Source organism: Halomonas sp., assembly GCF_041689495.1.
Classification (GTDB): Bacteria; Pseudomonadota; Gammaproteobacteria; order Pseudomonadales; family Halomonadaceae; genus Halomonas.
This window is the reverse complement of sequence record NZ_JBDNGD010000254.1, coordinates 1-14,920: the sequence shown is the minus strand read 5'-3', so window position 1 is coordinate 14,920 and position 14,920 is coordinate 1. Positions and strand designations below refer to the sequence as shown.

Below are 14,920 nucleotides of genomic sequence, written 5' to 3'. Positions count from 1 at the left end.
CGGTTGCCGGCGCAAAGGTGCAGGCCGCTCAACCACCGACCGGTGGGGGCGCCAGGACTTCCCGGGCGCCGTTGGTCCCCATGGACGTTACGACGCCGGCCACTTCCATGGCCTCCACCAGTCGGGCGGCGCGGTTATAGCCGATCTTGAAGCGCCGCTGGACCGCAGAAATCGAGGCCCGGCGGGATTCGGTGACGAACAGCACGGCCTCGTCGTAGAGGGCGTCCTGCTCGGCATCGTCTCCCCCCACCCCTTCGGCTTCGAGGCCGGTGAGGGCCTCCGCGGACACCCCACCACCGGAAAGTATCTCCTCGATGTATTCCGGCTCGCCGCGACGCTTCCAGTCCTCGACGATACGGTGCACCTCGTCATCATCGACGAAGGCCCCATGCACCCGGGTCGGCAGTCCCGAGCCCGCCGGCAGGTAGAGCATGTCGCCATGGCCCAGCAGGTTCTCGGCCCCGCCCTGATCGAGGATGGTCCGCGAATCGACCCGTGAGGACACCTGGAAGGCCATGCGGGTAGGAATATTGGCCTTGATCAGGCCGGTGACCACATCCACCGAGGGACGCTGGGTGGCGAGTATCAGGTGGATGCCCGCGGCCCGGGCCTTCTGGGCCAGGCGCGCGATCAGTTCCTCCACCTTCTTGCCGACGATCATGAACATGTCGGCGAACTCGTCGATCACCACCACGATATAGGGCAGTTTCTCGAGCACCGGCGGGGGCTGGTGCATTTCCCAGGGCTGGGGTTCCCATAGCGGGTCGGCCACCTGGGCGCCGGCCCGGTCGGCCTCGTCGAGCTTGGCATTGAATCCATCGATATTGCGCACACCCATGGAGGCCATCAGCTTGTAGCGACGTTCCATCTCGGCCACGCACCAGCGCAGGGCGTTGGCCGCCTCCTTCATGTCGGTGACCACCGGCGCCAGCAGATGCGGGATGCCGTCGTAGACCGAGAGCTCGAGCATCTTGGGGTCGACCATGATCATGCGCAGCTCATTCGGCGTGGCCTTGAGCAACATGGAGATCAGCATGGCATTGACCCCCACCGACTTGCCCGAGCCGGTGGTGCCGGCTACCAGCAGATGAGGCATCTTGCCCAGGTTGGCCACTACAGGCCCACCACCGATGTCCTGTCCCAGCGCCAGGGTCAAGGCCGAGGCCTCCTGCTGATAGCGTTCCGAATCGATCACCTCGCGAAGGCGGATCATCGCCCGCCGGGGATTGGGGATCTCGATACCCACCGTGGGCCGACCCGGGATGACTTCGACCACCCGGACGCTCTTGACCATCAGTGACCGAGCCAGGTCCTTGGCCAGGTTGCTGATCTTGGAGACCTTCACGCCCGCCGCCGGGCGGATCTCGAAGCGGGTAATCACCGGCCCCGGCCAGGTCTCGACCACATCGGCCTTGACGCCGTAGTCGCGCAGCCGAACCTCGAGCAGTTCGGCCATCTCGGCGAGCTTGTCGGCGCTGAAATTGGGCTGATAGGGCTCCGGCGGCGTCAAGAGTCGCAGGCTAGGCAAGTCGCCATCAGGCTCGGGCAGGTGCTCGAACATCGGCCGTTGGCTCTGCAGGTGCTCCACGGTCCAGAGGGTGGGGCCCTCGGGCTGATCGGCAGCCTCGCGCCCCTGCTCGGCAGTGGCAACGCGAGGAGCATCGTCGGCGACCGGCTCGTCGTTGTCCTCCCAGTCATCCTCCTGCCAGTCGGTCAGCGCCGGTTCGCGACGTCCTCCGTCGCGAACCGGAGAATGCGGCGACGAGCCCGAGGAGGCCCAGGCCGGTGGTGGCGTCTCGTCCTCCGGTTCGGGGACGGCAGGTGGCGGCGGGTGATCATCATCCGAGCCAGATGGCGCCAGGGGATCATCATCCCGACTCGCACGAAGCGAGGGACCACTCCAGGCCGGCGGCACGTCATCGACGTCGGGCAGCATCGGCTCGGGGACGGTCTCCGGAACGCGCCGTTCCTCGGAAGGAATGCCTCGGCCCGGCATGGTGGCAGAGGACGCCCGGACATCGGGGCCCTGTGACCCCTGGCGAGCACTGTAGGCGGCCCCGGGCTGCTTGGCCGATGGGGTGTGCTCGGGTACCTCCCAGGGAATCTGGGTATCACCATCATTACCGAAGCCAGGTTCACGACGCGCCTCCCCGGCCGTGACTGTCGCGGCTGATGAGGATGCCCCCTGCCCTGGCCGCAGTCGCCGCCACCAGCGGCGACGGGGTGGCGCAACGGTCGAGACGTCGGTCTCGGTGGCGTCCGACTCGTCTTTCACACCGGTTTTGCGATCACCCCGGGGTTTCTCCGGGGGTGCCACGAGACGCTCCCTGGAGAAGGCGAACCGCTCGGCGATCCAACCCCAGACTCCCAGGACACGATGGCCCAGTTCATCCATTACCGTCAGCCAGGAGATTCCGGTGAACAGGGGAAAGCCACACATCATGGCCGCCGCGGACAGGAGCCCCGTTCCTCCCACGCCCACCAGCGGGACCAGCGCACCCACCAGGCCTTCGCCCAGAATGCCGCCGGAGGAATATGGCAGGACACTCTCGGGGTGGTAGAAATGCAGCGCACCCAGGGTGGTGGTCCCCAGCAGCAGCAGCACCAGACCACCACTTCGCACCGCCAGGTTCGTGGCATCCCAGTCCAGATTGAGCTGCCGAGTACTGATCAATCGCCAGGCGGCAAATCCCAGCATGCCGGGCCACCAGAGGGCACTGACGCCGAACAGCGAGTAGAGGACATCGGCGAGCCAGGCGCCAACGGGGCCCATCCAGTTGAGGACCTCGGTTTCCGGCCCGCTGCGCGACCAGCCCGGATCCCCCGGCTGAAAACTGAACAGGGCCAGCAGCAGGAAGGCACAGACCGACAACAGCAGAATCGCCACCCCTTCGCGAGCCGACCCCTGCAGCCGGAGCCCGATACGCTTCGCCTTATCCCTGGCAGTCGCCGTACCCATGCGACGTGACTCGGACTTTTCGTTGACACTCAAGCGGCTATCCCCCTTGCGCCACGTATGGCGTCGTCCATTTCCATCGCGTCCATCATACCCAGCAAGCGACCGGCATCACAGTGGAAGAGCGTCTTCGTATTGAGCGTCGGCGCCTCGGCGGTCACACTTGCAGGGTGTCCATCAGGAATCCATTGCCATGCTGCCCTGGCTCGCCGGCTCAGCCGCCACCTTTCCTCCCGTCCAGACAGCCCTGACCGAACCGAACGGTCTGCTGGCCGCCGGCGGTGATCTCAGCCCGGCATGGCTGGTAGCCGCCTATCGACGCGGCATCTTTCCCTGGTTCAGCGACGACCAGCCGATCCTCTGGTGGAGCCCCGACCCGCGCATGGTCCTGTTTCCCCATGACTTGCGTGTCCGCCGCAGCCTCGCCAAACGGGTGCGCAATGGCGGTTTCCGGATCACCGCCGACAGGGCCTTCCCCAGCGTCGTTGATGCCTGTGCGGCGCCCCGGCATCAGCAGCCCGACACCTGGATCACCCCCGAGATGCAGGACGCCTATACGCGGCTTCATCGCCTGGGACTCGCCCATTCGATAGAAGCCTGGTCCGGCGAGCGACTCGTTGGTGGTCTCTACGGAGTGGCCCTGGGGCTGGTCTTCTTCGGTGAGTCGATGTTCTCCCTGGAACCGGATGCCTCCAAGGTCGCCCTGGTGTCTCTGTGTCGAGCCATGCAGGCCGGTGGCGGTCGCCTGATCGACTGTCAGATGCATACCGCGCATCTCGCCAGCCTGGGCGCCAGGGATATCGCTCGCCACGAGTTCATCGGCTATCTTGATAGATGGCTGGGTGACGCGCCCGGCAACGCCGAGACAACCGCCGACAACTGGACGCCACGCTGGTCGTTCGAGGATCTCGATACGCCATGCCAAGCGACCTATGAGGGGAGGCAGCCGTGAGCAGCAATACACCCCGGCAGCCGGTAAGGGACCTGCGTTTCTTCCTCACCGTACCGCATGCCTGCAGCTATCTCGAGGACCGAGAAGCCACTACTCTCTTCCTCGACCCCCAGGAAGTCCCCGGCCAGGGCGTCTACGACGCCCTGGCGCTGCTGGGTTTCCGACGCAGTGGCCGCCACCTCTATCGTCCCCACTGCGAGGGGTGCAGTGCCTGCATTTCCGTGCGCATCCCGGTGGCCGACTTTACCCCCAATCGCAACCAACGTCGGCTCACGCGGCGCAACCAGGATCTCGACCTGCGCATTCGCCCGGCTATCTTCGACAAGGAACATTACCGCCTCTATTCCGGTTACATCCGCGAACGCCATGCCGATGGCGACATGCATCCACCCAGTCATGAGCAGTATCGAACCTTCCTGACCCTCGATCAGCCCTATGCTCGCCTGATGGCGTTTCGCCTCGGCGACCGCCTGGTGTCGGTCACCGCCTTCGACCAGCTGGATCACGGTCTCTCGGCCATCTATACCTTCTTCGATACCGCCGCGGATCTGGACCGCCGGTCGCTGGGCACCTTTGCCATCCTGTCCCTGGTTGCCAGGGCAAAAAGCCTGGGATTGCCGCATGTCTACCTGGGCTACTGGATACGTGAGTGCCGAAAGATGCGCTACAAGCAGGATTTCCAGCCCCTGGAGATGCTCGACGGGCGACACTGGCGTCGGGTCCTGCCCCTCTGATGCCGGAAATCTGGGGCATGTTTTGCCTTGATGCCCGGCATGCGGCACAATATCGCGCTATTCTATCGGCACGGCGCAAGACATGACGCCAGGATGTCGGTCTGCTTCATCATCCATCAGCGAGGAAACGCCTATGGCACGCGAAGACCATATCGAAATGGAAGGTGTCATCGTCGACACCCTTCCCAACACCATGTTCCGCGTCGAGCTGGAAAACGGCCACGTGGTCACCGCCCATATCTCGGGCAAGATGCGCAAGAACTACATTCGCATCCTCACCGGCGACAAGGTCAAGGTCGAGCTGACTCCCTATGACCTGTCCAAGGGACGCATCGTCTACCGCTCCCGCTAGTGCCTCCAGCCCGTTTCGGTGACGCCGAGTGAGACCGATCACGAGACCGATCACCCGGCCTGACCAGTCCCGCATGGCCAACGACCTGTCGCCAGGGACACCTCACAACAGCCAGATACAATAACGCCCCGTCTGGAGACAGGGCGCAAAAGGTCAGCGATCGAGCGGACCGTCAGGGATCACGGGGCATCGGCAAGCTCTGCCTCCGTGGACAGATGCAACTCGCCCTCCTCCACGGTGACATGCACCATGCCTCCATGCTCCGCTAATTCCCCGAAGAGAATGAGTTCGGCCAGCGGTTTCTTGAGCCATTCCTGAATCAGGCGGGCCATGGGGCGAGCGCCCATGTCAGGGTCGTAGCCCTTCTCGGCGAGCCATTCCCTGGCCTCCTCATCCACTTCGAGCTGGACACGCTTCTCGTCGAGTTGCGCCTGAAGTTCCACCAGGAACTTGTCCACCACGCTGCGTACCACCGAGGTCGGCAGGGAATGGAACTGGATGATGCCATCCAGCCGATTGCGGAACTCGGGGGAGAAGGTCTTGCGGATTACCTCCATGGCATCGGTGGAATGATCCTGAGTCTGGAAACCGATGGAGCGACGCGAGGCCTGCTCGGCCCCAGCATTGGAGGGCATGATCAGGATCACATGACGGAAATCCGCCTCACGGCCATTGTTGTCGGTCAGACGACCGTGATCCATCACCTGCAGCAGCAGGTTGAAGACCTCGGGGTGCGCCTTCTCGATCTCGTCCATCAACAGCACGCAATGCGGATGCTTGGTGATGGCCTCGGTCAAGAGCCCCCCCTGGTCGTAGCCGACGTAACCGGGAGGCGCACCGATCAGCCGTGACACCGTGTGGCGCTCCATGTATTCCGACATGTCGAAGCGCACCAGCTCGATACCCATGATGTTGGACAACTGGCGGGCCACCTCGGTCTTGCCTACCCCGGTGGGGCCGGCAAAGAGGAAACTGCCCACCGGCTTGTCCGGCGACTTGAGCCCGGCCCGGGACAGCTTGATGGCTGCCGAAAGGCTGTCGATGGCCTCGTCCTGACCGAATACCAGCATCTTGAGGTCGCGATCCAGGTTCTCGAGCAGCTTGCGATCGGAACTGGACACACTCTTCGGCGGTATCCGGGCAATCGAGGCGACCACCGCCTCGACCTGATCCACGTCGATGGTGTCGACACGAATCTCAGGCGGCAACAGTCGCTGGTGAGCCCCTGCCTCATCGATCACGTCGATGGCCTTGTCGGGCAGATAGCGGTCGTTGATGTAGCGGTCCGCCAGCCGTGAAGCAGTCTCCAGGGCCGCATCGGTGTACTTGAGCTGGTGGTGCTCCTCGAAGCGCGACCGAAGCCCCTTGAGAATACCCACGGTATCCTCTACCGACGGCGCCATGACATCGACCTTCTGGAACCGGCGTGCCAGGGCACGATCCTTCTCGAAGATCCCGCGGTATTCCTGGAAGGTGGTGGACCCGATACAGCGAATGTTGCCGGAGGAAAGCATCGGCTTGAGCAGGTTGGAGGCATCCATGACGCCGCCCGAGGCCGCCCCTGCACCGATCACCGTGTGGATCTCGTCGATAAAGAGGATGGCGTTGGTCTGCTTGCGCAACTCGGCCAGCAGGTTCTTCAGGCGCTTCTCGAAGTCACCGCGATACTTGGTGCCGGCCAGCAGGGCGCCCATGTCGAGGGAATAGACCACGGCATCGCTGATGACCTCGGGCACATCCTCCTCGACGATGCGCTTGGCCAGCCCCTCGGCGATGGCGGTCTTGCCGACACCGGCCTCGCCCACCAGCAGCGGGTTGTTCTTGCGACGCCGGGCGAGGATCTGGACCACCCGCTCGAGTTCGTGTTCACGACCGATCAGCGGGTCGATCTTGCCCAGCCGCGCCTCCTCGTTGAGGTTGGTGGCGAAGTTGGTCAGGGGGTTGGAACCGCTTTCGGCGGCCCCTTCCTCGACTTCCTCGGATTCCGGCGAAGGCGATGAAGAGGCCTGTTGGCCGTGACCCGCCACCTTGGAAATCCCGTGGGCGATGTAATTGACGGCATCGACCCGTGCCACGTTCTGCTGCTTGAGGAAGTAGACCGCCTGACTTTCCTGTTCGGAGAAGATCGCCACCAGGACATTGGCACCGGTGACCTCACTCTTTCCCGAGGACTGCACATGGAAGACCGCACGCTGAAGCACGCGCTGGAAGCCCAGGGTCGGCTGGGTCTCGCGGTCGACCTGATCATCGGGGATCAGCGGCGTGGTCGAATTGATGAAATCCTGCAGGTCGGACCGCAGCTTGTCGAGATTGGCCCCGCAGGCCTTCAGCACATCCGCAGCGGACGCATTGTCGAGCAGCGCCAGCAGGAGATGCTCAGGGGTTATGAACTCGTGCCGCTTGGAGCGCGCCACGGTGAATGCCGTGTTCAGGGTCAGTTCAAGTTCTTTGCTCAGCATGGCAGTCCCCTCCTCGCCGCTTAACGCTTGCATCGGATCATTCGTGGTCCGGCATCATCAACATCGGGTACAAACGCCGCCGTTGCAAGTCCCCCTGTCAACGACAGCCATCCACGTTACCATTGCGACATGTCCGGGGAGTCAGTCCGCCGCCTCGATATCGCACAGCAGCGGGTGCTGACACTCTCTTGCGTATTCATTGACCTGATGACTCTTGGTCTCAGCGATGTCGCGCGTAAAGATACCACAGGTCGCCTTGCCCCGAGTATGGACCGTCAACATCACCTGCACGGCCGGCTCACTGTCCAGGTAGAAGAAGGACTGCAGCACCTCCACCACAAACTCCATGGGTGTGAAGTCATCGTTGTGCAATACCACCTTGTACAAGGGGGGCGTCGCCAGTTCGGGGTCGGCATTCTGCACCAACAGGTCATCACCACCTTCCTCTCCCGGCTGATGACCCGACCCCGGTGGGCGGATCATGCCGGCAATGATCCGGAAGCGGCCGCATTCCCCTGCGCCCTCGTCAGTCTTGAACATAAAAACCAGTATCCATCTCGACAGGCCGGCCACCGGCAGGCATCTCACCACTGCTTGGACGCTACCGAACCGGTTGGGTTCACTCCACCACCCCAAAGCAAGCGGCCCCCGACCGCCGGATGACGGCCAGGGGCCCCGGGGGTCAGGCTCGCGATTTACATGTTGTCGGCGATCGCCTGGCCAAACTCGGAGCATTTCAACAGCTTGGCATTTTCCATCACACGGTGGAAATCGTAGGTCACCTCGCCCTTGGCAATCGCCTTCTCGGTGCCCTTCAGCACCAGATCGGCGGCCTCGACCCAGCCCATATGACGCAGCATCATCTCGGCAGAGAGGATCAGCGACCCGGGGTTGACCTTGTCCTGGCCCGCGTACTTGGGCGCGGTGCCGTGGGTGGCCTCGAACATGGCGATCGTATCGGAAAGGTTGGCGCCCGGGGCGATCCCGATCCCACCCACTTCCGCGGCCAGGGCGTCGGAAAGGTAGTCACCGTTGAGGTTCAGGGTGGCGATGACATCGTACTCGGCCGGACGCAGCAGGATCTGCTGCAGCATGGCATCGGCAATGACGTCCTTGATGACGATGTCCTTGCCGGTATTCGGGTTCTTCATGGTCATCCAGGGGCCGTCATCGAGCAACTCGGCACCGAACTCCTCCTTCGCGAGCTCATAGCCCCAGTCCTTGAAGGATCCCTCGGTGAACTTCATGATGTTGCCCTTGTGAACCAGGGTCAGCGACTCGCGATCGTTGTCGATGGTATACTGAAAAGCCTTGCGTACCAGGCGCTTGGTGCCCTCGACGGAAACCGGCTTGACGCCGATGCCGCAGTTCTCGGGGAAGCGGATATTGGTGACACCCATCTCCTCGCGCAGGAACTTGATGACCTTGTCGGCTTCCGGGGTACCGGCCTTCCACTCGATGCCAGCATAGATGTCCTCGGAATTCTCGCGAAAGATGACCATGTCGACATCCGCTGGCTTCTTGACCGGGCTGGGCACTCCCTCGAACCAGCGAACCGGGCGCAGGCAGACATAGAGGTCCAGCTTCTGGCGCAGGGCGACGTTCAATGAACGGATGCCACCCCCCACGGGCGTGGTCAAGGGACCCTTGATGGAAACGACATAATCCTTGACGGCTTCCAGGGTCTCTTCCGGGAGCCAGGTGTCGGCATCATAGACCTGGGTCGCCTTCTCGCCGGCGTAGACTTCCATCCAGTGGATCTTCTTCTCACCGTTGTAGGCCTTTTTCACGGCCGCATTGATGGCGATCTTCATCGCGGGCGTCACATCGGCGCCGATGCCGTCACCCTCGATGAACGGTATGATCGGTTCATTGGGTACGTTCAGGGAGTTGTCGGCGTTGACGGTGATCTTCTGGCCGCCTTCAGGAACGACGATATGCTGAAACCCCATAGAGAAATCCCCTGTCTGGTAAGTTCGTGGAGGGCGAAGTATAGCATTCACCAGGCTGAACGGAGTAGGCTTGGCAGCACATTTGTCGACAATCCATGGTAGCAAGACCTTGGTCGAATGAGCGCTCTCTATCTCCTTCACAAGCCGTTTCGCATGCTCTCCCAGTTCACCGACACCCCGGTCGAGGGCGACATGAAGCGCACCACCCTCGCCGATATCATCGAGGTTCCCGGCATCTATCCCGCCGGTCGCCTCGATTACGACTCCGAAGGCCTGCTGCTGCTTTCCGATGACGGGGAGTTGATTCATCGTATTACCGACCCTCGCCACAAGCAGCCCAAGACCTATCGGGTCCAGGTCGAAGGGTACCCGGAGCACCAGACACTCCAGAGGCTTCGCGAGGGGGTCCTGCTCAAGGATGGTCTCACGCGTCCGGCGAAGGTCAGGCGCCTGGAAAGCGCCGGCCTGCCGGAGCGCGACCCTCCTCTGGACCCGCAGCGTCATCCGATCACCACCTGGCTGGAGCTCACCATCAGCGAGGGTCGTAACCGCCAGGTCAGGCGAATGACGGCACACCTCGGCCATCCGACCCTTCGTCTGGTGCGCGTGGCCGTGGGTAGCTGGCGACTGGATGACCTGGCGCCGGGCGAGTGGCGCCGGGAAACCCTGCATGCGCCTCGCCCCGGCAGGCAACCGCCCGGCAAATCAGGGCCTCGGTCACGCGCCAGTGTCCGCCGCGGAGAAAGCCAATGAATCCCTGGCATCCCCACGTCACCGTCGCCTGCGTGGTGGAACGCGCCAACTGCTTCCTGATGGTGGAGGAAGATCGAGGTGGTCCCCATACGCTGTTCAACCAGCCGGCCGGCCATCTGGAACCCGGCGAGCGAATCCGCGACGCCGCCCTGCGCGAATTGCGCGAGGAAACCGCCTGGCAGGTAGGGATCACCGACTATCTGGGGCTCTATGTCTACCAGGCGCAGGATGGCAAGACCTTCCATAGTCATGGCTTCTTCGGCATGGCCCTGGCTCACCTGGGCAACGACCTGGACCCAGCCGTCCATGCCGTGCACTGGCTGACCCTCGAACAGCTCGAAGGCCTGGAACGCCAGGGTCGACTGCGTAGTCCCCTGGTGATGCGTCGCGTCCGCGATGCCCTGGCCGGCAAGTTCTTCCCCATGGACGTGATACACGAGCGGTAGCGGCGCGGCTCGGCTCGGCGCAGGGCGTTCCATTCATGTATAATTGCGCCCCATTCAGCATCCACCGAATCCGAGAGCGCCATGACCGCCACCCCAGGCAAGGTGATCGTCGGCATGTCCGGCGGCGTCGATTCCTCCGTTTCCGCCCTGCTGCTGCTTGAGCAGGGCTTTGACGTCGAGGGCCTGTTCATGAAGAACTGGGACGAGGACGACGGCACCGAGTACTGCACGGCCAAGGACGACCTGGCCGATGCCGAGGCCGTGTGCGACAGGCTCGGCATTCGTCTTCATACCGCCAACTTCGCCGCCGAGTACTGGGACAACGTCTTCGAGCACTTCCTGGCCGAATATCGTGCCGGGAGAACGCCTAACCCGGACATCCTCTGTAACCGTGAGATCAAGTTCAAGGTGTTCCTCGAATATGCAGAGATGCTGGGTGCCGAGAAGATCGCCACCGGCCACTATGTTCGTCAAGGACGAGTCCGCCAGGGACATGGCGACGTTCGTCCGAGGTTGCTCAAGGGGCTCGATCCCCACAAGGACCAGAGCTATTTCCTGCATGCCGTGCCCGAGGCCGCCATCGCGCGCACCCTCTTTCCGGTGGGTGATCTGGAGAAACCCGAGGTACGCGCCATCGCTGAGCGTCAGGCCCTGGCGACGGCGAGGAAAAAGGATTCCACCGGCATCTGCTTTATCGGCGAGCGTCGCTTCCGCGACTTCCTGCAGCAGTATCTGCCGGCACAGCCCGGCGTGATCGAGACACCGGAGGGCGAGGTCATCGGCGAGCACCTGGGACTGATGTACTACACCCTGGGCCAGCGCCAGGGCCTGGGTATCGGCGGCCTGGCCGACCATCCGGAGGAACCCTGGTACGTGGCCGCCAAGGATCTCGAGCGTAACGTGCTCGTCGCCGTCCAGGGCAAGCACCACCCGCTGCTCTACACCGACAACCTGGCCACCGAGGCCATGGACTGGGTCGCCGGCGCTCCCCCCGCCAGCGAGGGCCGCTATACCGCCAAGACCCGCTATCGCCAGAGCGATGTGAACTGCACCATGCGCGTGGGTGACGATGGCGATGTCGAGGTGCGCTTCGACGCCCCCCAGCGCGCCGTCACGCCGGGGCAATCGCTGGTTCTCTACGACGGCGAGATCTGCCTGGGCGGTGGCGTGATACGTGACACCTGGACGTCCAAGGAGCTCGCCGCATGACCGACTCGACCCCGATCCATCGCGCGCCGGATTCCCCGGTCGCCCGTCAGGCCCTGGCGCTGGCCGGTGTCTTCCAGGCCGCCAGCCTGGTCGACGAGCTGGCCCGTACCGGCCAGGTCGAGCCTCGCCCCTGGGAGACCCTGATCCGTGCCACCCTGGACACCAACCCCGAAAGCTTCGAGGCCATCTATGGTGGCCACCCCAACAACCTGCGCCGTGGCCTCGAGGCCCTGGAAGCCGTGGTCGGTCGCCAGCAGGCCAATCCCGTAGTGTTGCGCTACGGCTTCTCGCTGTTGATGGTGATGAACAAGCTGCGCACCAACGACGCCATGATGAGCGACCTGGGCACGCGCCTGACGCGTATCCAGGGCCAGGCCGAGCATTTCGACGCCACCCACGAGAATGTCATCGCCAGCCTCGGCGAGGCCTACCAGGAGACGCTCTCCACCTTCAAGACCCGCATCGTGGTTCAGGGCGACCCCTCCCTGCTGCAGAGTCGCATGATGCCCGAGCGGGTCCGCGCCATCCTGCTGGCGGGCGTCCGCTTCGCCCTGCTCTGGCACCAGCAGGGTGGGCGACGCTGGAAGCTGGTCTTCCAGCGCAATGCCCTGAAGAAGGCCCTCGACCAGCTGGGCTGAGCCCATCGATCCTCCTACCACCGCCATCGAGCCGAGACCCCGAATCATGCCAGCCGCCGCCCTGCCCCTCTCCGCCCTCACCGCCCTTTCCCCCGTCGACGGCCGCTATGCCGGCAAGGCCGAGACCCTGCGCGAGCATTTCAGCGAATTCGGGCTGATTCGTGCCCGGGTCATCGTCGAGATCCGCTGGCTGGAGCGCCTCGCCGAGCTGCCCGGGATTACCGAGGTACCGCCGCTATCCGCCGAGGCCACCGGCTTTCTCGAGGCCCTGCTGCGCGACTTCACGGTGGACGATGCCCAGCGCATCAAGGACATCGAGCACACGACCAATCATGACGTCAAGGCGGTGGAGTACTTCATCAAGGAGAAGATCGCCGGTCAGCCGGAGCTGCTGGCGATCAGCGAATTCGTGCACTTCGCCTGTACCAGTGAGGACATCAACAACCTCTCCTATGGGGTGATGCTGACAGACGGTCTCGGGGCCCTGTTGCCGGTGATGCACCAGCTGGCCGACGAGGTGGCTCGCCTGGCACATGAACATGCCGATCAGCCCATGCTCTCGCGCACCCATGGCCAGACGGCGACTCCCACGACCCTGGGCAAGGAAATGGCCAATGTCGCCTACCGCCTGCGCCGTCAGCTCAAGCAGATAGAGGCCGTCGAGATACTGGGCAAGATCAATGGCGCCGTGGGCAACTACAATGCCCACCTGGCCACCTACCCGGAGATCGACTGGGAGGCCAATGCGCGTACCTTCGTCGAGGGCCTGGGGCTGACCTTCAACCCCTATACCACCCAGATCGAACCCCACGACTACATCGCCGAGCTCTTCGATGCGATCTGTCGGTTCCACACCGTCCTGATCGACTTCGATCGCGACGTCTGGGGCTACATCTCGCTGGGCTACTTCAAGCAGAGAACCGTGGCCGGGGAAATCGGCTCCTCGACCATGCCCCACAAGGTCAATCCCATCGACTTCGAGAACTCCGAGGGCAACCTGGGCATGGCCAACGCCATCCTCGGCCACCTCGCCCAGAAGCTGCCGCTTTCCCGCTGGCAGCGCGACCTGACCGACTCCACGGTACTGCGCAACCTGGGCATCGGCCTGGCCTATGGTCTGATCGCCTACCAGGCCGCCCTCAAGGGCATCGGCAAGCTCGAAGCCAATCCCGAACGCCTTGAAGCTGACCTGAACGCCAGTTGGGAGGTGCTCGCCGAGCCGATTCAGACGGTCATGCGCCGTTATCGCATCGAACAGCCCTACGAGAAGCTCAAGGAACTGACGCGGGGCAAACGCATCGACCAGGCCGGCTTCGCCGCCTTTATCGACAGCCTCGCGCTGCCCGCCGAGGTGAAGAACGACCTCAAGGCACTCACTCCCGCCACCTATATCGGCAACGCCAGCGAGCAAGCGAGCAAGCTATGAGTCCTTCCGATACCCCGCTATCCATGCTCGGCGACCTCACGCCCGCCGAGTTCCTCGGTCAGTTCTGGCAACGCAAGCCACTGCTGATCCGCGGTGCATTCACTGATTTCCAGAGCCCCCTGGCCCCAGATGAACTGGCGGGCCTGGCCTGCGAGGATGGCATCGAGGCGCGACTGGTCGAGGAAGATGGCGCCGAGGGGCCCTGGCAGGTCAGCCACGGCCCCTTCGACGACGCCACCTTCTCCCGCCTGCCCGATCGCGACTGGACCCTGCTGGTACAGGCCGTGGACCACTATGTGCCCGAGGTCGCTGAATTGCTCGGTCAGTTCGATTTCCTGCCGAGCTGGCGCCTCGACGACATCATGATCAGCTATGCCCCACAGGGAGGCAGCGTCGGGCCCCATGTAGACCAGTACGACGTCTTCCTGCTTCAGGCCGCCGGTCAGCGCCACTGGCAGCTGGGCGGCAGGATCGCCGACGATGCCCCCATCCTCGACGGCATCGACCTGCGCATCCTGGCGGACTTCCAGGTCGACCCCGGTGACGACTGGGTGCTGGAACCCGGCGACATGCTCTATCTGCCGCCGTCCTGGGCCCACCACGGTGTCAGCCAGTCCGATGACTGCCTGACGATCTCGGTGGGCTTTCGCGCCCCCTCGGCGGATGAGGCCATCACCTCCTATGCCGACTACCTGGGCGAGCAGCTACCAGCGTCCCGACGCTATGCGGACGCCGGCATGACACCCCCACAGGACCCGGCAGAGCTCGACGACGCCGCCGTTGAGCGCATGCGCGCCCTGATACTCGAGACCCTCGACGACCCCGCCCAGCTGGCCCAGTGGTTCGGCCGGGCGATGACCCAGCCCAAGTACGTCGATCAATTGGTACCCACCGAACACGCCACGATTCCCGCCGAGCTTGTTGCCGCGCTACACGACGGCGCCGAGCTGGTGCGTCCGCCAGGATCCCGCTTCGCCTGGCGCGCCCTGGGCGATGATCGAGCCACCCTCTTCGCCGATGGCGATGGGGCGGAATGTCCCCTG

At 63.8% G+C, this 14,920-nt stretch carries 13 protein-coding genes; 9 read left to right on the top strand and 4 right to left on the bottom strand.

All coding sequences use genetic code 11. From position 1 onward, the window contains the following. Window positions 1-28: 28 nt before the first annotated feature. On the bottom strand, window positions 29-2,959 hold the full coding sequence (locus ACESMD_RS08975) for a DNA translocase FtsK (protein ID WP_372612397.1): 2,931 nt from the start codon (window positions 2,957-2,959) through the stop codon (window positions 29-31). A gap of 190 nt (window positions 2,960-3,149) precedes the next feature. Here ACESMD_RS08975 and aat point away from each other — a divergent pair, with 190 nt between their 5' ends. From aat to infA, 3 genes are all read left to right on the top strand, one after another. After that, window positions 3,150-3,908: a leucyl/phenylalanyl-tRNA--protein transferase gene (aat, locus tag ACESMD_RS08970; protein ID WP_372612374.1), complete on the top strand. Its 759-nt coding sequence runs from the start codon at window positions 3,150-3,152 to the stop codon at window positions 3,906-3,908. Further along, on the top strand, window positions 3,905-4,642 hold the full coding sequence (locus tag ACESMD_RS08965) for an arginyltransferase (protein ID WP_372612372.1): 738 nt from the start codon (window positions 3,905-3,907) through the stop codon (window positions 4,640-4,642). The genes aat and ACESMD_RS08965 overlap by 4 nt, the downstream gene beginning before the upstream one ends. Window positions 4,643-4,775: 133 nt before the next feature. Continuing rightward, on the top strand, window positions 4,776-4,994 hold the full coding sequence (gene infA, locus ACESMD_RS08960) for a translation initiation factor IF-1 (protein ID WP_007111068.1): 219 nt from the start codon (window positions 4,776-4,778) through the stop codon (window positions 4,992-4,994). Window positions 4,995-5,173: 179 nt separating this feature from the next. Here infA and clpA read toward each other — a convergent pair whose 3' ends face one another. The 3 genes from clpA to icd form a co-directional block, all read right to left on the bottom strand. Then, the gene (clpA, locus tag ACESMD_RS08955) at window positions 5,174-7,453 is read right to left on the bottom strand and encodes an ATP-dependent Clp protease ATP-binding subunit ClpA (RefSeq protein WP_372612369.1); all 2,280 of its coding nucleotides are present in this window, start codon (window positions 7,451-7,453) and stop codon (window positions 5,174-5,176) included. A gap of 141 nt (window positions 7,454-7,594) precedes the next feature. Beyond that, complete coding sequence (gene clpS / locus ACESMD_RS08950) at window positions 7,595-7,993, bottom strand: ATP-dependent Clp protease adapter ClpS (RefSeq protein WP_372612367.1); 399 nt, start codon at window positions 7,991-7,993, stop codon at window positions 7,595-7,597. 155 nt (window positions 7,994-8,148) lie between these two features. Further along, window positions 8,149-9,405, bottom strand: a complete 1,257-nt coding sequence (icd, locus tag ACESMD_RS08945) for an NADP-dependent isocitrate dehydrogenase (protein ID WP_372612365.1) — start codon at window positions 9,403-9,405, stop codon at window positions 8,149-8,151. Window positions 9,406-9,522: 117 nt separating this feature from the next. Here icd and ACESMD_RS08940 point away from each other — a divergent pair, with 117 nt between their 5' ends. The 6 genes from ACESMD_RS08940 to ACESMD_RS08915 form a co-directional block, all read left to right on the top strand. After that, window positions 9,523-10,158: a pseudouridine synthase gene (locus ACESMD_RS08940; protein WP_372612363.1), complete on the top strand. Its 636-nt coding sequence runs from the start codon at window positions 9,523-9,525 to the stop codon at window positions 10,156-10,158. After that, window positions 10,155-10,604, top strand: a complete 450-nt coding sequence (locus ACESMD_RS08935; protein ID WP_372612361.1) for an NUDIX domain-containing protein — start codon at window positions 10,155-10,157, stop codon at window positions 10,602-10,604. The genes ACESMD_RS08940 and ACESMD_RS08935 overlap by 4 nt, the downstream gene beginning before the upstream one ends. An 81-nt stretch (window positions 10,605-10,685) precedes the next feature. Further along, entirely contained in the window at window positions 10,686-11,813 is a 1,128-nt protein-coding gene (mnmA, locus tag ACESMD_RS08930) for a tRNA 2-thiouridine(34) synthase MnmA (protein ID WP_372612359.1), read from the top strand. After that, the gene (hflD, locus tag ACESMD_RS08925) at window positions 11,810-12,451 is read left to right on the top strand and encodes a high frequency lysogenization protein HflD (protein ID WP_372612357.1); all 642 of its coding nucleotides are present in this window, start codon (window positions 11,810-11,812) and stop codon (window positions 12,449-12,451) included. The genes mnmA and hflD overlap by 4 nt, the downstream gene beginning before the upstream one ends. A 61-nt stretch (window positions 12,452-12,512) precedes the next feature. Next, window positions 12,513-13,877: an adenylosuccinate lyase gene (purB, locus tag ACESMD_RS08920; protein WP_372612395.1), complete on the top strand. Its 1,365-nt coding sequence runs from the start codon at window positions 12,513-12,515 to the stop codon at window positions 13,875-13,877. Further along, window positions 13,874-14,920 (top strand): JmjC domain-containing protein (locus ACESMD_RS08915; protein WP_372612355.1); only part of this gene is annotated, 1,047 nt, incomplete at its 3' end. The genes purB and ACESMD_RS08915, both read left to right, overlap by 4 nt.

Coding starts and splice junctions, on each gene's coding strand:
- ACESMD_RS08975 (WP_372612397.1), bottom strand. CDS start 2,959: ATGGGTACGGCGACTGCCAGGGATAAGGCGAAGCGTATCGGGCTCCGG.
- aat (WP_372612374.1), top strand. CDS start 3,150: ATGCTGCCCTGGCTCGCCGGCTCAGCCGCCACCTTTCCTCCCGTCCAG.
- infA (WP_007111068.1), top strand. CDS start 4,776: ATGGCACGCGAAGACCATATCGAAATGGAAGGTGTCATCGTCGACACC.
- clpA (WP_372612369.1), bottom strand. CDS start 7,453: ATGCTGAGCAAAGAACTTGAACTGACCCTGAACACGGCATTCACCGTG.
- clpS (WP_372612367.1), bottom strand. CDS start 7,993: ATGTTCAAGACTGACGAGGGCGCAGGGGAATGCGGCCGCTTCCGGATC.
- icd (WP_372612365.1), bottom strand. CDS start 9,405: ATGGGGTTTCAGCATATCGTCGTTCCTGAAGGCGGCCAGAAGATCACC.
- ACESMD_RS08940 (WP_372612363.1), top strand. CDS start 9,523: ATGAGCGCTCTCTATCTCCTTCACAAGCCGTTTCGCATGCTCTCCCAG.
- ACESMD_RS08935 (WP_372612361.1), top strand. CDS start 10,155: ATGAATCCCTGGCATCCCCACGTCACCGTCGCCTGCGTGGTGGAACGC.
- mnmA (WP_372612359.1), top strand. CDS start 10,686: ATGACCGCCACCCCAGGCAAGGTGATCGTCGGCATGTCCGGCGGCGTC.
- hflD (WP_372612357.1), top strand. CDS start 11,810: ATGACCGACTCGACCCCGATCCATCGCGCGCCGGATTCCCCGGTCGCC.